The sequence below is a fragment of the Baekduia sp. genome (assembly GCF_035685985.1).
Lineage (GTDB): Bacteria > Actinomycetota > Thermoleophilia > Solirubrobacterales > Solirubrobacteraceae > Baekduia.
In genome coordinates this window covers 1-18768 of record NZ_DASRZV010000002.1, presented here as the reverse complement: position 1 = coordinate 18768, position 18768 = coordinate 1, and the positions used below count along the sequence as shown (strand labels likewise).

The 18768-nt window shown below is 74.2% G+C and carries 18 protein-coding genes; 6 read left to right on the top strand and 12 right to left on the bottom strand.

What is annotated here, in order from left to right; all coding sequences use genetic code 11:
* Window positions 1-402: 402 nt before the first annotated feature.
* The 7 genes from VFG42_RS00380 to VFG42_RS00350 all read right to left on the bottom strand — a co-directional run bounded on the left by VFG42_RS00380 (window position 403) and on the right by VFG42_RS00350 (window position 8275).
* A complete protein-coding gene (locus tag VFG42_RS00380; protein ID WP_324904041.1) occupies window positions 403-645 on the bottom strand; it encodes a hypothetical protein in 243 nt (80 codons plus the stop codon).
* A complete protein-coding gene (locus VFG42_RS00375) occupies window positions 642-1568 on the bottom strand; it encodes a CoB--CoM heterodisulfide reductase iron-sulfur subunit B family protein (RefSeq protein WP_324904039.1) in 927 nt (308 codons plus the stop codon). The genes VFG42_RS00380 and VFG42_RS00375 overlap by 4 nt, the downstream gene beginning before the upstream one ends.
* Window positions 1568-2704, bottom strand: a complete 1137-nt coding sequence (locus VFG42_RS00370; protein WP_324904037.1) for a succinate dehydrogenase/fumarate reductase iron-sulfur subunit — start codon at window positions 2702-2704, stop codon at window positions 1568-1570. The genes VFG42_RS00375 and VFG42_RS00370 overlap by 1 nt, the downstream gene beginning before the upstream one ends.
* A 2-nt stretch (window positions 2705-2706) precedes the next feature.
* Window positions 2707-4404, bottom strand: a complete 1698-nt coding sequence (locus VFG42_RS00365) for an FAD-binding protein (RefSeq protein WP_324904035.1) — start codon at window positions 4402-4404, stop codon at window positions 2707-2709.
* Between the two features lie 68 nt (window positions 4405-4472).
* Window positions 4473-5885, bottom strand: a complete 1413-nt coding sequence (locus VFG42_RS00360; protein WP_324904033.1) for a PLP-dependent aminotransferase family protein — start codon at window positions 5883-5885, stop codon at window positions 4473-4475.
* A gap of 42 nt (window positions 5886-5927) precedes the next feature.
* Window positions 5928-7001: an aspartate-semialdehyde dehydrogenase gene (locus VFG42_RS00355; RefSeq protein WP_324904031.1), complete on the bottom strand. Its 1074-nt coding sequence runs from the start codon at window positions 6999-7001 to the stop codon at window positions 5928-5930.
* Window positions 6998-8275 (bottom strand): aspartate kinase, encoded by a 1278-nt coding sequence (locus VFG42_RS00350; RefSeq protein WP_324904029.1) that lies wholly within the window; start codon window positions 8273-8275, stop codon window positions 6998-7000. Before VFG42_RS00350 ends, VFG42_RS00355 begins: the two co-directional genes overlap by 4 nt.
* A 36-nt stretch (window positions 8276-8311) precedes the next feature.
* Here VFG42_RS00350 and VFG42_RS00345 point away from each other — a divergent pair, with 36 nt between their 5' ends.
* The 4 genes from VFG42_RS00345 (at window position 8312) to VFG42_RS00330 (ending at window position 14084) form a co-directional block, all read left to right on the top strand.
* A complete protein-coding gene (locus VFG42_RS00345; protein WP_324904027.1) occupies window positions 8312-9538 on the top strand; it encodes a glycoside hydrolase family 3 N-terminal domain-containing protein in 1227 nt (408 codons plus the stop codon).
* 24 nt (window positions 9539-9562) lie between these two features.
* Complete coding sequence (locus VFG42_RS00340; RefSeq protein WP_324904025.1) at window positions 9563-10261, top strand: ABC transporter ATP-binding protein; 699 nt, start codon at window positions 9563-9565, stop codon at window positions 10259-10261.
* Window positions 10262-10323: 62 nt separating this feature from the next.
* Window positions 10324-12525 (top strand): FtsX-like permease family protein, encoded by a 2202-nt coding sequence (locus tag VFG42_RS00335; RefSeq protein WP_324904023.1) that lies wholly within the window; start codon window positions 10324-10326, stop codon window positions 12523-12525.
* A complete protein-coding gene (locus VFG42_RS00330) occupies window positions 12522-14084 on the top strand; it encodes a hypothetical protein (RefSeq protein WP_324904021.1) in 1563 nt (520 codons plus the stop codon). Before VFG42_RS00335 ends, VFG42_RS00330 begins: the two co-directional genes overlap by 4 nt.
* On the opposite strand, the gene VFG42_RS00325 is transcribed toward VFG42_RS00330, so the two are convergent.
* A complete protein-coding gene (locus VFG42_RS00325; RefSeq protein ID WP_324904019.1) occupies window positions 14081-14395 on the bottom strand; it encodes a winged helix-turn-helix domain-containing protein in 315 nt (104 codons plus the stop codon). The two genes, VFG42_RS00330 and VFG42_RS00325, sit on opposite strands and share 4 nt — an antisense overlap.
* Window positions 14396-14489: 94 nt before the next feature.
* Between VFG42_RS00325 and VFG42_RS00320 the strand changes: the two genes are divergently transcribed.
* Entirely contained in the window at window positions 14490-15044 is a 555-nt protein-coding gene (locus tag VFG42_RS00320) for an RNA polymerase sigma factor (RefSeq protein ID WP_324904017.1), read from the top strand.
* On the opposite strand, the gene VFG42_RS00315 is transcribed toward VFG42_RS00320, so the two are convergent.
* Genes VFG42_RS00315 through dnaX form a run of 4 tightly spaced genes read right to left on the bottom strand, consistent with a single transcriptional unit; the run spans window position 15041 to window position 18355 of the window.
* Window positions 15041-15466 carry a cupin domain-containing protein gene (locus VFG42_RS00315; protein WP_324904015.1) on the bottom strand — a complete coding sequence of 142 codons (426 nt, stop codon included), beginning with the start codon at window positions 15464-15466 and terminating at the stop codon, window positions 15041-15043. The two genes, VFG42_RS00320 and VFG42_RS00315, sit on opposite strands and share 4 nt — an antisense overlap.
* 28 nt (window positions 15467-15494) lie before the next feature.
* Entirely contained in the window at window positions 15495-16097 is a 603-nt protein-coding gene (gene recR / locus VFG42_RS00310; RefSeq protein WP_324904013.1) for a recombination mediator RecR, read from the bottom strand.
* On the bottom strand, window positions 16098-16544 hold the full coding sequence (locus VFG42_RS00305) for a YbaB/EbfC family nucleoid-associated protein (protein ID WP_349260363.1): 447 nt from the start codon (window positions 16542-16544) through the stop codon (window positions 16098-16100).
* Entirely contained in the window at window positions 16544-18355 is a 1812-nt protein-coding gene (gene dnaX, locus VFG42_RS00300) for a DNA polymerase III subunit gamma/tau (RefSeq protein ID WP_324904011.1), read from the bottom strand. Before dnaX ends, VFG42_RS00305 begins: the two co-directional genes overlap by 1 nt.
* Window positions 18356-18407: 52 nt before the next feature.
* Between dnaX and VFG42_RS00295 the strand changes: the two genes are divergently transcribed.
* A partial coding sequence (locus VFG42_RS00295; RefSeq protein WP_324904009.1) for a M20/M25/M40 family metallo-hydrolase occupies window positions 18408-18768 on the top strand: 361 nt, incomplete at its 3' end.

Below are 18768 nucleotides of genomic sequence, written 5' to 3'. Positions count from 1 at the left end.
GGAGAACGCGGCCAACGTCTCGACGACGCTCATGCGCGCCGCGGCCTGGATGCACGAGCAGGGCTGCGGGCCGATCGAGGCGGTGACGAGCGACAACGCCATGTGCTAGACCGGCCATCGGTTCGCCGCCACGTTGACCGAGCTCGGCGCTCGCCGCTTTCGCATCCCCCTTACATGCCGCGCTGAACGGCAAGCTCGAGCGCTTCTTCGGCATCGTCGAAGGCGAATGGGATCACGGTCGCGGGTGGCCCACCTCGGCTACCGCGACCGCAAGCTGTCACGTTCCTGCGCTGCTACAACCGCTTTGGCCCCACAGCGCCGCAGGCGGCCGAGGCCACGCATCACCCGCATCCAGGAAGCCCGAAGGCAGGACAACCAGCCGCGGCCCGCGTCGCCGGCGCGTTACTGCTCGTCGCTCACCGGCGGGATCTCCCGCCGGAGCCGCTCGCGGGCGGCGTCGAGCTTCGAGGCGAAGGGGTTGGGCTCCGGCGGGTCGGCCGGGAGCCAGGAGGGGCGCGAGTCGTCCTCGATCAGCGGGAGGATGGTGCGCGGGCCGTCGGGGCGTGGCGCGCGCCGGCGGCGGCGGGGCGGTTGGGCCCCGTCCGCCGCCGAGGGCGCGTCGCGCTTGGCGCGGAAGAGCTTCACCAGCCGCTGCCGCCGTCGCCGGCGCCCACGCCCGCGACGACCGACGTCGTCCAGTCGATGACCGACGTCGGCTTGACGACGTGCTTGCTCAGGCCCAGGTCCTTCGGCTCCAGGCCGAGGGCGAGGCCGACGAGCTGCGGGAGGTGCAGCACCGGCATGTCCAGCTGACGGCCCGCGAGGCGCTCGGCCAGCGGCTGCTGGAGATCCAGGTTGAGGTGGCACAGCGGGCACGGCGTCACCAGGCAGTCGGCGTCCGCGTCCTTCGCGTCGCCCAGGTGGCGTCCGGCCTGCTTGAGCGACGCCTCCTTGTTCATGGTGATGATCGGGAACCCGCAGCACTTGTGCGAGCCGGCGTAGTCGATGACCGTGCCGCCGAGCGCCTCGATGACCAGCCCGAGGTACGTGTCGCGCGGGTTGGCGTCGTCGATGCCCAGGCGGTCGGTCGGGCGGACGATGTAGCACCCGTAGAAGGGGCCGACCTTCAGGTCGGTCAGCGGCCGCTTGACGCGCTCGCGCAGGTTGTCGAGCCCGAGCTCCTCCACCAGCACCCAGAGGAAGTTCTTGTTGGGCAGCTGCTGGCGGTACTCGAGGTTGTACTTCGAGAGCGTCCCGTTGATGTGCGAGCGGTACTCGCGCGACGCGTCCAGGCGCTCCTGCGACTCGCCCTGCGCGCCCTGGCAGGTCGAGCAGATGTTCATCATCAGGTCGGCACCCTCGACCTGCTCGGCCAGGGCGAACGTGCGCGCGTTGAGCGTGTCCGCCAGCTCCTGGTTGTGCTCGGCGATGACGCCCGCGCCGGTGCAGCACGCGCGGTCGAGCTCGACCAGCTCGATGTCCAGCAGCGGAGCCACCTTGGCCATCGAGCCGTGCAGCTCAGGCGTGAAGCCGCGGCTCACGCAGCCCGGCCAGTACGCAACCTTCATCAGGCCTTCTCCTCCGCCGTACCCTCGTTGGCCTCGTCGGTGCCCGAGATGTACAGGTTGAACTCGAGGCGCTGGTCGCGCTCCTCGATCGTCTTGTAGATGTCCTGGACCTGCTTGAGGGACTCGCTCGGGATCTTGTGGGCCTTGAGCGCGCCCATCGGCGTCACCTTGCGCCGCAGGACGGCCTTGGTGATCACCGGCAGCGAGGACAGCAGCTCCTTGCCGGCCTCCGGATGGAACTTGCCGAACCAGCTCGGGCCGCCATAGGACTGCGGCAGCAGCTCGGCCTCCCAGAGCAGGCCGTGGTTCCTGATCAACTTGACGAACGACGCCTCGTGGCGCTCGCCGTTGTTGCGGTCCACGATGTGGTGGTCGCCGCCGGCGCGACGGCGCAGGCGCATGATCTGGTTCATCGGGGCGACGCCCTTCGGGCAGGCCTCGATGCACTTGAAGCAGTGCGTGCAGTCGTAGATGCCGTGCGGGTCCTCGGCGAGGTCCTTCAGGCGCTCGTACTGCTGGGCGTCGCGCGGGTCGCCGACGAAGCGGTAGGACTTGGCCAGCGCGGCCGGGCCGACGAACAGCGGGTCGACCTCCATCGCCAGGCAGTCCGAGACGCAGGCGCCGCACTGGATGCAGGCCATCGTCTGCGTGATGTCCACCATCGACTCGCGGTCGACGATGTACTCGCGCTCGGGGATCGGCTCCTTGTTGATGAGCCACGGCGTGACGCGCTGGACCTTCTTCCAGTGGACGGCGTCCATGTCCACGATCAGGTCCTTGATGACGGGCATGTTGCCCATCGGCTCGATCTCGATGACGCCGTCCTTGGAGGACTGCTTGGCGCGGTCGAGGTGCGTGTGGCACGCGAGGCCGGGCTGGCCGTTGATCCGCACGCCGCACGAGCCGCAGATCGCGGCCTTGCACGAACAACGGATGCCGATCGAGCCGTCGAAGCGGCCCTTGGCCTGCAGGATGCCCTCGAGCACCGAGCGATGCGGCTCCAGCTCGATCGTGTGCTCGACCCAGTACGGCGCCTCGCCGGACTCCGGGTCGTAGCGGCGGATGCGGAGCGTGAAGCTCTCCGACGTGTCGCCCTGCGGGTTGGCGATGACGTCTTCGGTCGTGTCGGCGGCCATGGCTAGTACTTCCTCTCTTCCGGCTGCCACTGGGTGATGGTGACGGGGGCGTACTCGATCTGCGGCTGATCGCTCCCGTTGCGCGACAAGGTGATGTGCTTCTGCCACTCCTCGTCGTTGCGCTCGGGGTAGTCGACGCGGAACTGCGCGCCGCGCGACTCCTTGCGCTCGATCGCGCCGACGACGGTGCACTCCGCGCAGTCGAGCATGTAGCCCAGCTCGAGGGCGCCGAGGACGTCCTGGTTGAAGACCGTGCCCTTGTCGTCGACGTAGGCGGTCTTGGCCTCCTCCTTGAGCCGGCGGACGACGTCGAGCGCGTGCTCGAGGCCGGCCTGCTCGCGGAAGACGGCGACGTTCTTGTTCATCTCGGTCCCGAGCTCGTCCTTGATCTCGGAGATCCGGCGGCCGGTCTTGGGACGGGCGATGATCGCGTCGAGCATCGCCTGCTCGTCGTTTAGGCGCGACTGCGGAGCGGCCTCGGGCATCGACATGCCCGCGGCGCGGCGCGCGGCGTGCTCGCCGGCGCGACGGCCGAAGATCAGCGTGTCGAGCAGCGAGTTGGCCCCGAGGCGGTTGCCGCCGTGGACCGAGACGCAGGCGACCTCGCCCGCGGCGTAGAGGCCGTCGATCGAGGTGGCGCCGTCGACGTCGGTCTTGACGCCGCCCATGATGTAGTGCTGGCCCGGGCGGATCAGGATCGGCTCGCGCGTGATGTCGACGCCGGCGAAGTCCTTGCCGATGTTGACGATCTCGCGCAGCGCCTCCAGCGTGCGCTTGCGCGGCACGACGGTGACGTCGAGGTAGATGCCGACCCCGCCGGGGCCGACGCCGCGGCCTTCGTTGATCTCGGTCTGCTCGGCGCGGGAGACGACGTCGCGCGACGCCAGCTCCATCTTGTTGGGCGCGTACTTCTCCATGAAGCGCTCGCCCTTGCTGTTGAGCAGGTGCGCGCCCTCGCCGCGGGCGCCCTCGGTGATGAGGAAGCCGTTCTCCACCAGGCAGGTCGGGTGGTACTGGACCATCTCCATGTCCATCAGCGGCGCGCCGAGGCGGTAGGCCTGGGCGATGCCGTCGCCGGTGCAGATGAGGCCGTTGGTCGTCGGCTTGAAGGCCTGGCCGACGCCGCCGGTGGCGAGGATGACGTTCTTGGCGGTGAACGTCTCCAGCACGCCGGTGCGGATGTCGCGGGCGATGCAGCCCGAGACGGCGCCGTTCTCGTCCTGGAGCAGGTGGGTGGTGAACCACTCCTCGTAGCGATCCACGCGCTCGTGGTACTTCATGAGCTGCTCGTAGAGCACGTGCAGGATCGCCTGGCCGGTGATGTCCGCGACGTAGGCGGTGCGCTTCATCGAAGCGCCGCCGAACGCCCGGAGGTCCATCTGGCCGGTCTCGTTGCGGTGGAAGGTGACGCCGATGTGCTCGAGGTGCATGACCTCGTGCGGCGCCTCGCGGCACATCACCTCGATCGCGTCCTGGTCACCGATGAAGTCGGAGCCCTTGACGGTGTCGTAGGCGTGCGAGCGCCAGTCGTCGGCGGGGTTGATGGCGGCGTTGATGCCGCCCGCGGCCGCGACGGAATGAGACCGGACCGGATGGACCTTGCTCATGATCGCGACCGACGCTCCGGCATCCGCGGCAGCCAGTGCGGCCCGCTGGCCGGCGAGGCCAGCGCCGAGGATGAGGACGTCGTGTGCAGGCATATTTTTGCGACTCTTGGTCTCGTAGTTCGGGGGGACGGACTCTATAGGTCGAACCCTGTTCGGCAGCCCTACGTGGGGACGTCGGTCGTGGGCCGAACCACTTGAGCGACGGCCTGCCGCAGCGCTTTGACGGCCGCGGGGGCGCCGGCCTCGGGCAGGTTCGCGTAGCCGGCGACCAGGCCGGAGCGTCCGGCGGCGCGCAGGGGCTCCAGCGCGACGCCCCGCGAGGCGGCCTGCGCGACGACCGCCTCCTCGTCGGCGTCGGGCGGCAGCAGCAGCACGGCGAAGAGCCCGGCGGCGGCCCCGCGCACCTCGACCTGGGGCAGGTGCTCGGCGATCGCGTCCAGCAGCGCGTCGCGGCGCTTGCGGTAGCGGATGCGCTGGCGGCGGAGATGGCGGTCGACCTCGCCGCGGTCGAAGAGGTCCGCGAGCGCGAGCTGGTCGATCGTCGGCGGGGTGCCCGCGGGCGAGGACGCATCGTCGGCGTGCAATTCCGCGACCAGGCTGGACGGAAGGACGAGCCAGCCGAGCCGCAGCGCGGGCGCCAGCGTCTTGGAGCACGAGCCGCCGTAGACGACGAGGTCGGGCGCGAGGCCCTGCAGCGAGCCGATCGGCTGGCGGTCGTAGCGGAACTCCGCGTCGTAGTCGTCCTCGAGGATGATCGCGCCGCGGCGTCGCGCCCACGCGACCAGCGCGGCCCGGCGGGTGGGCGAGAGCACCGCGCCGGTCGGGAACTGGTGGGCCGGGGTGACCGCGACCGCGTCGAGCTTGAGGCTCGCGAGCTTGGACGGGTCGAGGCCCTCGTCGTCGGTCGGGATCGGCACCGGCGTCAGCCCGGCCTCGGCGACCGAGCTGGAGATCCGCCACCAGCCCGGCTCCTCGACGCCGACGCGCTTGGCGCCGCGGGCCTTCAGCAGCCGCCACAGCAGCGGGAGCGAGTCGCGCAGGCCGCCGGTGACGATCACCTCCTCCGGCGTCGTCCGTACCCCGCGCGTGCGCGCGAGGGAGCCGGCCAGCGCCGCGCGCAGCTCGGGCTCGCCGTTGCGGTCGCCGTAGCCCAGGCGCTGGTCGGGGATCGTCCGCAGGATGCGGGTGATCGCGCCCAGCCAGGCCTGGCGCGGGAAGCCGTCGACGGCGGGCAGCGAAGGACGGAGGTCGTGGCGCGGGGCCGAGCCGTCGTCGTCGTCCGGGGCCGCGTCGCTCGGCGCGGCCTCGGCGGGCGCCGCCGCCGGGACCGGATGGTCGGCCACGCGCGTCCCGCCGCCGCGCCGCGTGTCCAGGTAGCCCTCGGCGGCCAGCTGCGCGTACGCCTCGACGACCACGCCGCGCGACACCCCGAGCTGCTGGGCCAGCGCGCGCGTGGCCGGCAGCCGCGAGCCCGGGGGCAGCCGACCCGAGCGCACCGCCTCGCGCAGCGCGTGCTCGGCGCGGGCGCGCAGCGTGCGGCCGGCGGAGGCGTCGAGGTCGAGGTGCAGGTCCATTCCGGCCCTCGCGACCCGCGGCGCGGCGCGAGCGCGCCGCGGCTAGGCCGCGGCGCGCGAGGGAGGCTCGGGGGCAGGCGAGCGGGACAGGATCCCGCGGGTGTGGAGCAGCTCGGCGATCTGCACGGTGTTCAGCGCGGCGCCCTTGAGCAGGTTGTCGCCGACGACGAACAGGTTCAGGGACTTGGGGTCGCCCAGGTCGGCGCGCACGCGGCCGACCGCGACCGGGTCCTTGCCGGCCCACTCCAGCGGCGTCGGGACGTCGTCCAGCTCGACGCCGTCGTGGGCGCCCATGACCTCGAGGGCGCGCTCCACGGAGGGCTCGCGCTCGAAGGTCGCCTTGACCTCGATCGCGTGGCCGACCATCACCGGGACGCGGACGCACGTCGGCGAGACGGCCAGGCCCGGGATGTCCAGGATCTTGCGCGACTCGTTCTGGAGCTTCATCTCCTCGTCGGTGTAGCCGTTGCCGGTGTCCTTGCCCAGCAGCGGCACGACGTTGAAGGCCAGCGGCTTGCCGAAGACCGGGGTCTCCCCCACCGTCGCGGCGGCCTCGGCGCCGCGGTCGGCCAGCGCCTCGGGATCGCCGAGCAGGCCCGGGAGCTGGTCCAGCAGCTCGTCCATGCCCTTCTGGCCGGCGCCGCCGGCGGCCTGGAACGAGGTGGCGACCATCGACGTCAACCCCCACTCCTCGTGGAGCGCGTGCAACGGCGGCATGATCGCCATCGTCGTGCAGTTCGGGTTGGCGACGATGCCCTTGCCGATGTGGTCCAGGGCCTCCGGGTTGACCTCGCTGACCACCAGCGGGACCTCGGGGTCCATGCGCCAGGCCGACGAGTTGTCCACCACGATCGCGCCGCGCGCGGCGAACTTCGGCGCCCACTCCTTCGAGGGGCCGCCCCCGGCGGAGAAGATGACGACGTCGAAGCCGTCCAGGCGCTCGTCGTCGGCCAGGCCGACGACGGTCAGGCCGTCCTCCAGCGTCTTGCCGGCGCTGCGCTCGGACGCGAACGGGACGATCTCGGCGAACGGGAACGCGCGCTCGCGCAGCAGGTTGCGCATGCGGGTCCCGACGGCGCCGGTGGCGCCGACGACGGCGACGCGGTACTCGCTCATGAGGCGAACTCCCCGAACGGCTGCTCGGGGCGGATCGTGTCCGCGCCCTGCAGGTCGAAGGCCGTGTGGAGGGCCTTGACGGCCGGCTCGACCTCGTCGGCCGGGATCACGCAGGAGATGCGGATCGGCGACGTCGAGATCATCTCGATGTTGATGTCGTTGGCCCCGAGCACGGAGAAGACCTTGGCCGCGACGCCCGGGTGCGACTTCATCCCCGCGCCGACGATCGACACCTTGCCCATCGAGTCGTTGGTCTCGACCTGGATCCCCAGCTCGTCGGCCAGCGGCCGCAGGGCGGCGTCCGCGGTCGCGACGTCCTCCTTGGGGATCGTGAACGACAGCTCGGCCTGCCCGCCCTCGGAGCGGGGGTCGTTCTGGATGATCATGTCGATGTTGACGTTGGCGTCGGCGAGCGCCGTCGTCACGCGGCCGGCGATGCCGGGCGAGTCGGGAAGGCCGATGAGCGTCACGCGCGCCTCGCCACGCGAGTGGGTGACGGCGGTGATGAGGGGGTTCTCCATGTCCTTGTCCTTGGCCTCGTCCTCGGAGACGACGAAGGTTCCATCTGAGTCGTCGAAGCTGGAGCGGCAGTGGATGCGCACGCCGTGGTTGCGCGCGTACTCGACGCTGCGCAGCTGCAGGACGCCGGCGCCGCTGGCCGCCATCTCGAGCATCTCGTCGAACGTGACGACGTCGAGCTTGCGGGCGTCGGCGACGATCCGCGGATCGGCGCTGAAGACGCCCGGCACGTCGGTGTAGATCTCGCACTCGTCGGCGCCGATCGCGGCGGCCAGCGCCACCGCGGTCGTGTCGGAGCCGCCGCGGCCGAGCGTCGTGACATCCTTCGACGTACTGACGCCCTGGAAGCCGGCGACCAACACGATGTTGTCCTGGTCGAGCGCTTCGCGGATGCGGTCGGCGCGCACCTCGAGGATGCGGGCCTTGGTGTGGCTCGTATCTGTGACGATGCCCGCCTGGGATCCGGTCAGCGAGATGGCCCGATGACCGAGATCGTTGATGGCCATGGCACACAGCGCACACGAGACCCGCTCGCCCGTCGACAGGAGCATGTCCATCTCGCGGGGATCGGGCGTCGTGGAGACCTCGAAGGCGTCGGCGATCAGCCGGTCGGTCTCCTTGCCGCGGGCGCTGAGCACGGCGACCACGCGTGTGCCCTGCTCGCGCTTGGCGACGATGCGCTGCGCGGCGCGCTTGAGGCGCTGCGCGTCGGCGACGGAGGTGCCTCCGAACTTCATGACGACGGTGCCCGGCATTGGACCGGTCATGCTAGAGGGTGAATGGGCTTGAACATGACCCGGCGACGGTGGATTGGCCTGGCCGGGTCCTTGACGGTCGTCATGGTCGCGACGATCGTCGCGATCGCCGGCGGCGGTTCGAACCAACCGGGAGCCACCGCGAAGCCGACGGCGGCCGCCGGGACGTCCGCGGCGCCCCCGACCACGAGCGCGGTCGCGTCGACCGCGGCGCCCGCCTCCACGTCGGCCCCCGCGCCCACGACGACCGCGCCGCGGACGCCGGCCGCGGCGCCGACCCGCCTGCCCGACGGGATCGACGCGGCGCGCGCCGCCGCGCGGCTGTTCCTGATCGGCTTCGGCGGGACGCGGGCGCGCGGGGAGCTGCTGCACCGCTTCGCCGAGCGCGAGTGGGGCGGCGTCGTGCTGGAGCCCGGCAACGGCGAGTCGCCCCAGCAGGTCGCCGACCTGCTCGGCGCCATCCGCCGCGCGGCGGTCGGCGCCGGGCACGAGGTGCCGCTGTTCGCCGCCTCGGAGATCGGCGGCGAGCTGGACGCCGTCCCGGTCGGCGCGCCCCCGCAGTCCCAGCTGCGCGACGCGCCGACCGCGCGCGCGACCGCGCTGGCCGTCGCCAAGGCGCTGCACCCGCTCGGGGTCCGGATGATCCTCGGCCCCGACGCCGACGTCGGCTTCGCGGGCGGGCCGTGGGACGGGATCGCCTACTCCGACGACCCGACGGCGGTCGCGTCGATGAGCGCGGCGGCGGTCGCGGGCTACAAGGACGGCGAGGTCGCCGCGGCGCCCGGGCACTTCCCGGGCGAGGGCGCGGCGTCCGGCGACCCGGCGGTCGAGGCGGCGACGGTCGGCGTCGCGCTGTCGGACCTGCGCGCCCGCGACTGGCAGCCGTTCCGCGCGCTGGTCGACCACGCGCCGGCGATCCAGCTGTCGTCGGCGACCTACGTGGCCTTCGACGGCGTCACGCCCGCGACGCTGCTGCCCGAGACCGTCGCGCTCCTGCGCGGCGAGCTGCGGTTCGGCGGCGTCATCGTCTCCGGCGACCTCGCCGCCGCCTCGCTGACCGGCGGCGAGCCGGTCTCCCGGCTGGCCGTCGACGCGCTGAAGGCCGGCGCGGACCTGCTCTGGGTGCCGGGCGGCGCCGACGACCAGGTCGCCGCCTGGCGGGCGGTCGCGCGCGCGATCAAGCGCGGCGACGTGCCCAAGGCGCGCGTCGCCGAGGCCCTGGCCCGGGTCGACGCGCTGCGCGCGAAGTACGGAGTGCGCTGAGCACCGAACGGTGACAATGGTCGGGTGACCGCCGTCGTTCTCGAGGCCCGCGGGCTCGTGAAGGTCCACGGGTCCGGCCGCGGTGAGCGCCGGATCCTCGACGGCGCGCGGCTGACGGTCTCCGGCGGCGAGCTGGTGGCGATCGTCGGGCGGTCGGGGAGCGGGAAGTCGACGCTGCTGCAGCTGCTCGGCGGGCTGGACCGACCGGACGCGGGCGAGGTGACGGTCGCGGGACGCCCGGTGACCGGCGCGTCGGAGCGGGCGCTGAGCGCGCTGCGCCGCGACGAGATCGGGTTCGTCTTCCAGTTCTTCCACCTGCTGCCCGAGCTGGACGGCGAGGCCAACGTGCTGCTGCCCGCGACGCTGCCGGGCGCGGCGCGCGGCGGCGTCGCGCGCGGGCGAGCGCTGATCGAGCGGCTCGGGCTGCGCGACGTCGCGGGGCTCCGCCCGCACCAGCTGTCGGGCGGCGAGCAGCAGCGCTTCGCGCTGGCGCGGGCGCTGGTCGGCGACCCGTCGCTCGTGCTCGCCGACGAGCCGATCGGCAACCTCGACGCGGCGGCCGGCGACGTCGTGCTGGACCTCCTGCGCGCGATCGCCGACGAGGGGCGCGCGGTCGTGATGGTCACCCACCAGCCCGAGGCGTCCGCACGGGCCGACCGGGTGCTGGAGCTGCGCGACGGGCAGCTGGTCGAGGTGCCCGAGGGGCGGCTGGTCGAGACGTGACCGGCGCGCGCTTCGCCCTCCGAACCGCGTGGACGTCGTTGCGCGGACGACCGGGGCGCAGCGTGCTGACCGCGACCGGCGTGCTGGCCGCGGCGCTCGTGCTCGGCGTCGCGGTGACCGTCGCCTACGCGCTGTCGACCGGCTTCGACCGCGCGGCGCGGACGGCGGACCTGCCGACGGTCGTGGCGCGGTTCGACGCCGAGGACGCGGCGAAGGTCGACGCGACCGTGCGACGGCTGCCCAACCTCGCGGCGGCGTCCTACCGCTACGAGCAGACCGACGTGCCGCTCAGCGCGCGCGGGCACGCGACGCCGGAGGGCGTCGTCGAGGTCGTGCGCGGCGGGCGGCGCGGCTACGCGATCGTGGCGGGACGCGACGCGCGGCCGGGGCTGCGCGAGGCGGTGGTCGAGCGCGGGCTGGCGACCGAGTGGGGCCTGCGCGTGGGCGGGTCGATCCGGGTCGGACGCCTGGGGTCGGTGCGGATCGTCGGCGTGTCGGTGTCGCCCGACAACGTCGCCTACCCGCTGGCCAAGGCCGCGCACGTGACGCTGGCGTCCGACGACCGGCGCTTCCCGGTCGACACCGCGCTGCTGTGGGCGAAGGACCCGTCGCGGTCCGACGTGCTGGTCTCGGCCGCGCGGCAGTCCTCCTACGGGCTGCGGGACCTGCGCTTCCTCACGCGGGCGGGCGTCCAGGCGCTGATCGGCCAGGCGGCCGGGATCGTCGTCGCGTTGTTGGCGTCCTTCGCCGCGGTGGCCGCCGGGCTGTCCGGCGTGCTGCTGGGCGCGCGGGCGCAGTCGGAGGTCGCGCGGACGCTCGACGAGCTGGGCGTGCAGCGCGCGCTCGGCCTCGCGCCCGGGACCGTCGTCGCCGTGCACGCCGCGCACGGCGCGCTGGTGACCGCGCCGGCGGCGGCGCTCGGGCTGGCGGCGGGCGCGCTGGCCAGCCGCACGGCGACCGCGCGCGTGCTGGAGTCGCTGAACGAGCTGGCGCCGTCCTGGGGGACGACCGCGGGGTTGTTGGTGGTGTTGTGGGCGGCGACGGTCGCGCTGGTGGCGCTGACGTCGGCGTGGCCCGCGTGGTGGGCGGCGCGGCGGCCGCCGGCGGCGCTGCTGCGCGGCGGGGACGTGACGAGCGCGCGACCCGCGCGCCGCGGCACGGCGTTCCGCGGCGGCCTCGCCGCGCTCGGCGCCCGGCTCGTCGCCGCGCGGCGCGTGCGCTTCGCCTCGGTCGTCGCGGTGCTGGGCGCGGCGGCGAGCGTCGTCCTGCTGCTGCTCGCGCTCTCGTCGCTGCTGCAGCGGTTGCGCGACGACCCCGCGACGCTCGGCAAGCGCTACCAGCTGACCACGCGGCTGCCGGCCTCCGACCGCGCGGCGGTCGAGGCGATCCCGGGCGTGCGGGCGGCTGCGGTGCGCTACTCGGCCGACGCGGTCGGCGCCTCCGCGCTGGGGACGCCACTCAAGGTGATTGCCTACTCCAGCGGCGACCACACCGAGTTCGAGGCGCCGCCGCTGGCGTCCGGGCGGCGGGCGCGCGGCCCGGGCGAGGCCGAGGTCGGGCAGGGGCTGGCCGACGCGCTCGGCCTGCGGCCCGGCTCGACGCTGGCGATCCAGCCGTTGGCGCCCCGCGAGGTCCGCTTCCGGGTCGTCGGCGTCGTGCGCGCGCTGCAGGACGAGGGCCGCGTCGCGTTCGTCGCGCCGCAGCGGCTGCGGGCGGCGGGCGTCGCGCTGGACGGGCCGATGGTCCTGCGCCTGGCGCCCGGCGCCGACCGGGCGCGGATCGCGCGCGGGCTGGCCGCCCTGGGCGCGCACGCCGACGCGGTCCGCGGCGCCACCGGCGACAGCGGCGCGTTCCTGGACGTCCTCGCGAGCCTGCTGCGCGTCGTGGCGATCAGCGTCGCGCTCGTCTGCCTGCACGCGCTGGTCAGCGCGCTGGCGCTCACGGCCCGCGAGCGCCGCGGCGCGGTCGCCACGCTGCGCGCCGCCGGGGCCGACGGCCGCGCGCTGCGCCGGCTGCTGCGCGGCGCCGCGCTGGCGGTCGCGCTGCCCGCCGCGCTCGTGGCCGTCGCGCTGGAGGCGTTCCTCCTGGCGCCGCTGGTCGCGCGCGGCACGGCGGGCTACGCGGACCTGCCGCTGGGCGCGGGGCCCGGCCAGATCGCCGCGGTCGCCGGCGGACTGGTCGTGCTCGCGTGGCTCGCCGCGGCGCTGACCGGCCGGCGCCTGGCGCGCGAGCCCGTGGTCGCCGGCCTGCGGGAGGAGGCGTGACGCCCGAGCGCCGCACCCGCACCACGCGCCGCGAGCTGCTGCTCGCCGCGGCGGCCGCCGCCGCGCTGGCGGCCGGCTGCGGGTCCCAGGACCCGCCCGGGTCGACGCTGCGGCGCACGCTCGTCGACCCGGACGGCGACGGGCTCCTCTCCCCCGGCCCCGGCCTGCCGCTGCGCGACCGCACCGAGCTCGCGCCGCGCGCGGCCACCGGCGCCACGCTGGCGACGATCGCCCAGATGAGCGACCTGCACGTCCGCGACGCCCAGTCGCCCGGGCGCGTCGCGTTCCTGGACCGCCTCGGCCCGCGGCTGGGCTCGGTCTTCCGCTGGCACGAGACGCTGACCGCGCACGTCGTCGCCGCGACGGTCGAGGCCGTCAACGACGCCGGGGCCGACGCGGTCCTGGTCACCGGCGACCTCGCCGACTCGGCCCAGCGCAACGAGCTGGCGTGGTCGATCGCGCTGCTGGACGGCGCGGTCGTGCGGCCGGACTCGGGCGCGCCCGGCTACCGCGGCGTCCAGGAGGCGACGATCCCCGACCCGTTCTACTACCGGCCCGACGTCGACGCCCCGCGCCACCCGGGGCTGCTGGCGCGGGCGGTCGCGCCGCTGCGCAGCCCGGGCCTGAAGGCGCCGTGGCACGCCGTGCTGGGCAACCACGACATCTTGGTCGCCGGCGAGGTCGCGCCGACCGCCGCGACCCGCGCCGCCGCCACCGGCGACCGCCTGCTGGTGACGCCGTCCGACGCGCTGCTGCGGTCGCTGGTCGACGCGGCGCCCACGCGCGAGCAGATCGACGCGCTCCTGGCCGCCGGGCCCGCCGGCGCCGCGATCACGGTCCCGCGCGACCCCGACCGCACGCAGCTCGGCGCCGCCGACGTCCTCGCGCGCCTCGGCGGCGGCAACGGCGCGTCCGGACGGCTGGACCGGACCGTCGCGGTCGGCGACCGCGTGCTCGTCGTCGTCCTCGACGTCGTGCGCCGCGACGCGGGCGCGGGCGGCCTCGCCGTGCCCGAGACGCTCGACTTCCTGCGCCGCGCGCTGGCCGCCGCGGGCGACCGCGCGGTGCTCGTCGCCGTCCACCAGCCGCTCGACCAGACCGCGGGCGGCGCGTCGATCCGCGACGTCCTGGACGCCGACCCGCGCGTGCTCGCCGTCCTGGCCGGCCACACGCACCGCAACGCGATCGCCCCGCGCCGCACGCGCGCGGGCGGGTACTGGGAGATCACGACCTGCTCGGTCGTCGACTGGCCGCAGCAGTGGCGGACGCTGCACGTGGCCGAGACCCGCGGCGGCGGCCTGGTCGTCGAGACCTGGATGAACGACCACACCGGCCGGCCCAACGACGAGGGCTCGCTGGCGGGCGTCGCGCGCGACCTCGCGTTCCTGGACCCGCAGGGCGGCCGCCCGGTCCACGCCGCCGGCCCGCCGGCCGCGCGCAACGTCCGCCTGCTGCTCGGGCGACGCCGCCTCGCGCCGCCGCGCACGCCGGGGATCCCGCGCGCGCTGCCGCCGGCCACGGCGCCCGGCCGCCTGGGCGCGGGCGACACGCCCGGCTAGCGTGCCTCGTCCGGCGCCGAGGCCGCGATCGCGTCCAGGATCGGCGGCAGCTGCGCCCATCCCGAATGACGGGTCCCGTATACCTTCTGGATCGTCTGACCGCTCGGTCCCGGTTCGGCACTCCGAAGCTCCGCGAGGCCGCCCCGCGCGAGCGCGCGGACCGCCCAGCTGACCTTGTCATAGGGCATGTCCAGGTCGCGTGCCAGCTCCGCGGCCGATCGCGGCCGCCGTTCCAACTGCATCAGGATCGTCAGGCGGACCGGGTCCTTGAGCACCGACAGCAGGTGTGTCGAGCGCGGTGACAGGATCATCGAGTAGGGCTCCCTAGCGTTGAACTCCCAGCAATAGGGACGCGAGCTGAAGCACTGTTTCACTCCAGGCGGTTGTGAGAGGATCGCCACGGGGATGGGACGTGGCCTCTTCGTCCAGGCGCGCAAGGACCCGTCGCGCTTCGACGACGTGTACATCGCCTACCACCGCACGGTCGTCCGGTATCTGGCGCATCGGACGCACGACGTGGAGGCCGCCTGCGACCTGGCCGCCGAGACGTTCGTCCAGATGTACATGAGCCTCGACGGCTTCCGCGGCAGCACTGAGGACGAGGGCCGCGCGTGGATGTGGACGATCGCCCGCCACCAGCTCTACCGCTGGCGCGAGCGCCGCCTCGCCGAGGCCCAGCACCTCGCGCGGCTGGTGCTCGTCGCCGCCGACCTCGGCGAGGCGGAGTACGAGCGCGTCGAGCAGCTCACCGACGTCGAGCGCTTCCGCCCCGTCCTCGACCGCGCGCTGACCCAGCTGCCCGACGAGACGCGGCGCATCCTCGTGATGCGCGTCGTCGAGCATCGACCCTATGTCGACATCGGCCAGCTCTACGGGACGACCGCGGGCGCGATCCGCATCCGCGTGTCGCGCGCGCTGCGCGACCTCGCGCGCGTGCTGGAGCGGCCGGGCGCGCCCTAGACCGGCAGGTCGGAGGGCAGCGGGACCTCCTGCGGCGCGCGGCCCTCGCCGTCCTCGTCCCACGCCTCCCACGCGCGGCCGTCGCGGCCGACGTGGTCGCCCTCGGCGCCGAGCGCGAGCAGGATCAGCGTCGACGACCCGCGGTTGACGAGCTGACGGCGCACCGACGGCGCGACGCGCACCGCGCCGTGCTTGGCGACCGCGTGCTCCTCGCCCTCGATGGCGATCGTCAGCTCGCCCTCCAGGACGACGAACACCTCCTCCTGGCGCTCGTGCGCGTGGATCCGCCCGCGCTGGCGCGGCGCGAGCGTGATGACGTTCATCCCGAAGCTGGAGACGCCCAGCTCGCGGCGCAGCGATTGGAAGCGCTCGCTGTTGCGCGTGTCGATCGTGGTGAACGCGACGTCGAGGTCGGCAGCCATGTGCGGACCCTAGTTCGCGAACGACCGCTCAGGCGATCTCACGGCGGCCGGCGAACGCCCGGCCGAGCGTGACCTCGTCGGCGTACTCCAGGTCGCCGCCGACCGGGAGGCCGGAGGCCAGGCGCGTGACGGCGACGTCGGGCGCGCGCTCGCGCAGCGCCGCGGCGATGTGGTGCGCGGTCGCCTCGCCGGTCGTCGTCGGGTTGGTGGCGATGACGACCTCGCGGACCTCGCCGCCGGTGACCCGCGCGTAGAGCTGCGGGATCTTGAGATCCTCGGGGTCGACGCCGTCGATCGGGCTCAGCGCGCCGCCGAGCACGTGGTAGCGGCCGCGGAACTCGTGTGTGCGCTCGATCGGGATGACGTCGCTGGGCTCCTCGACGACGCAGATGATCCCGCCGTCGCGCCGCTCGTCCTGGCAGATCCGGCAGGTCTCCTCGTCGGCCAGGTTGAAGCAGATCGCGCAGGGGCGGATCTTCTCCTTGACCTCGCGGATCGCCGCCGCCAGCGCGTTGGCGTCCTCCGGATCCACGCGCAGGATGTGGAACGCCAGCCGCTGCGCCGTGCGCTGCCCGATGCCGGGCAGCTTGCCCAGCTCGGTGACCAGGCGCTGGACGGGCGGTGCGAACACCTACCGGTTCTTCTTCTGCGCCGCGCGGCGGGCCGCGCGGTTCATGCCCGGCGCGGCGCCGCCCGGGCCACCGCCCGCGCCGCCCATGCCGAGCCCGCCGAGCGCGTCGCCGAGGCCGAGGCCCTCCAAGGCCGACATCGGGTCGAAGCCGCCCGCGCCGGAGGCGGACTGCATCGCCTTCTCCTGCAGGTCGACGGCCTGGCGCAGCGCCTCGTTGGTCGCGGCCAGCACGAGGTCCTGGAGCATCTCGACGTCCTCGGGATCGACCGCGTCGGGGTCGATCGCCAGCGACTCGAGCTTGAGGTCGCCGGTGACGACGACCTTGACCATGCCGCCGCCCGCCGAGGCCTCGACGCGCTGCTCCTTGAGCGCCTCCTGGGCCTCCTGCTGCGCGGCCATGACCTCCTGGGCCTGCTTGAGCATGTTCTGGATGTTGGGCTGCGGCATCAGGCCTGCTCCTGCTCGGGTTCGTCTGGGACGTGGTCGACGGCGTCGAATTCTGCCCGCAACCGGGCGACGAAGTCGTCCTCGCCGAGGATCTCGGGCTCGGCGCCGAGCTCGTCGGCCTCGCGCGTCTCCATGATGAGCCGCGGGGCGACGCCTGTCAGCTCCTTGATGGCGCCCGAGAGCAGCTGGCGCGCGGGCGCGTCCTCGGCCTTGCGCTTCTGGAAGGACGCGTCGGGCGGGAACGCGAGCGTGACGTCGCGCTCCTCGACGGTGACCGGCCGCGCCTCGGCCAGGCAGCCGGCCAGCAGCTGGTTGGTCTCGGCGACGTTCTGCAGCACCGCGGGCCACAGCTCCTGGACCATCCCGAGGTCCAGCGAGCCGATCCCGGCCATGGGCGCGGGCTGCTCGGCGACCGCGACGGGCGCGGGGGCGGCGGGCACGGGCTCGGGCTCCGGCGCGGCGGCGGGCGCGGGCGGCGGCGCCGGGGGCGCGGCGGCCTCGCTCGGCGCGGGCGTGGGCGCGGGCTGGACGGGCGCGGGCGGCTCCGCGACGGCCGGCGCGGGCGCGGACGTCGGCGCGGGCGGCGCCGCGGCCACCGGCGCCGGCGCCGCCGGCGCGGCCGCCGGGACGGGCGCGGGCGCGGGCGCCGCCACCGCGCCGCCGCGCAGCGCCTGCTCCATGCGCTCCAGCCGCGCCAGCAGCGCGCGCGTCGACGGGTCGACCTCCGGCGCGGCCGCCTTCACCAGCGCGACCTCCAGCTGCGTCTGCGCGTCGGCGCCGTCCTTGGCCAGCCGCATGCCCGCGGCCAGCAGGTCCAGCAACCGGACGGAGTCCGCGCCGGTCAGCCGGGCGGCCTGGTCGGCCAGCCGCGCGTCGCGCTCGGAGGTCATCCGCAGCTGCGGCGGGATCTCGCCGAGCGTCTGGACGACGAGCACGTCGCGCGTGTGCGCTTCCAAGTCCTTCAGGAACTGCGCGGCGTCGCGGCCGGACTCGGCCAGCCGCGCGGTCACGCCCCACGCGGCGCGGGCGTCCCGCGCGCCGATCGCGTCCAGCGCGCCGAACAGCAGGTCGTCGTCGGCGACGCCGAGCACCGCCAGCACGTCCTCGGTGGCGATCGACGAGCCGCTGTAGGTGACCAGCTGCTCCAGCGTGCCCAGCGCGTCGCGGTAGGAGCCGGTCGCGTTGCGGGCCACGAGCGCCACGGCCTCGGGCGCGATCCCGATCGACTCCTTCTGGGCCACGCGCTGCACGACCGTCGCGAGCTGCTCGACCGTCGGCCGGCGGAAGTCGAAGCGGTGGCAGCGGTCGACGACCGTCGGCATGACCTTGTTGGCCTCGGTCGTCGCCAGCACGAAGACCGTGGACGGCGGCGGCTCCTCCAGCGTCTTGAGGAACGCGTTCCACGCGGCCGAGGACAGCATGTGCGCCTCGTCCAGGATGTAGACCTTGTAGCGGCCGGTGACCGGCGCGTACTGGACGGAGTCGCGCAGCTCGCGGATGTCGTCGACCGAGTTGTTGGACGCGGCGTCCATCTCGATGACGTCCATCGACGTCGCGGCGGCGATCGCCACGCACGACTCGCACTGCCCGCACGGCTCGATCGTCGGGCCGTTGACGCAGTTCAGGCACGCGGCGAGCATCTTGGCCATCGACGTCTTGCCCGTTCCGCGCGAGCCGACGAACAGGTAGGCGTGATGGACCTGCCCGCGCTCGATGGCGTTGCGGAGCGTGCGCACGACGTGCTCCTGGCCGATGACGTCGGCGAACGTCCGCGGGCGATGGCGGCGGTAGAGCGAAGGTCCGGCAGACACGGGTCGACCAGTGTAGACCGGTTGGCAGCGGCCACCCCCTAGGGTGCAATCCATGGCCGACACCCTCCGCGACGAGCTGTTCGAATGGCTGCGCATCCCCAGCATCTCCACCGGCGGCGGCGACCCCGCCGACCTCGAGCGCGCGGCCGAGTGGGCGGTCGCCAAGATCCGGCGCGCGGGCGGCACCGCGGAGCTGGCGACGCCGATCGCGGGCGGCAACCCGTTGGTCGTCGGCGAGCTGCGCGCGTCGTCGCGCGAGGACGCGCCGACCATCCTGATCTACGGCCACTACGACGTCCAGGGCGCCGAGCCGCTCGACCTCTGGGACACGCCGCCGTTCGAGCCGACCGTCCGCGACGGGCGCATCTACGCGCGCGGCGCCGCCGACGACAAGGGCAACTTCCTGCCGCTGC

Excerpts from the sequence above, each read along its gene's own strand:
- VFG42_RS00375 (WP_324904039.1), bottom strand. The coding sequence starts at position 1,568 with ATGAAGGTTGCGTACTGGCCGGGCTGCGTGAGCCGCGGCTTCACGCCT.
- VFG42_RS00370 (WP_324904037.1), bottom strand. The coding sequence starts at position 2,704 with ATGGCCGCCGACACGACCGAAGACGTCATCGCCAACCCGCAGGGCGAC.
- VFG42_RS00365 (WP_324904035.1), bottom strand. The coding sequence starts at position 4,404 with ATGCCTGCACACGACGTCCTCATCCTCGGCGCTGGCCTCGCCGGCCAG.
- VFG42_RS00360 (WP_324904033.1), bottom strand. The coding sequence starts at position 5,885 with ATGGACCTGCACCTCGACCTCGACGCCTCCGCCGGCCGCACGCTGCGC.
- VFG42_RS00355 (WP_324904031.1), bottom strand. The coding sequence starts at position 7,001 with ATGAGCGAGTACCGCGTCGCCGTCGTCGGCGCCACCGGCGCCGTCGGG.
- VFG42_RS00350 (WP_324904029.1), bottom strand. The coding sequence starts at position 8,275 with ATGCCGGGCACCGTCGTCATGAAGTTCGGAGGCACCTCCGTCGCCGAC.
- VFG42_RS00345 (WP_324904027.1), top strand. The coding sequence starts at position 8,312 with ATGACCCGGCGACGGTGGATTGGCCTGGCCGGGTCCTTGACGGTCGTC.
- VFG42_RS00325 (WP_324904019.1), bottom strand. The coding sequence starts at position 14,395 with ATGATCCTGTCACCGCGCTCGACACACCTGCTGTCGGTGCTCAAGGAC.
- VFG42_RS00320 (WP_324904017.1), top strand. The coding sequence starts at position 14,490 with ATGGGACGTGGCCTCTTCGTCCAGGCGCGCAAGGACCCGTCGCGCTTC.
- VFG42_RS00315 (WP_324904015.1), bottom strand. The coding sequence starts at position 15,466 with ATGGCTGCCGACCTCGACGTCGCGTTCACCACGATCGACACGCGCAAC.
- VFG42_RS00305 (WP_349260363.1), bottom strand. The coding sequence starts at position 16,544 with ATGCCGCAGCCCAACATCCAGAACATGCTCAAGCAGGCCCAGGAGGTC.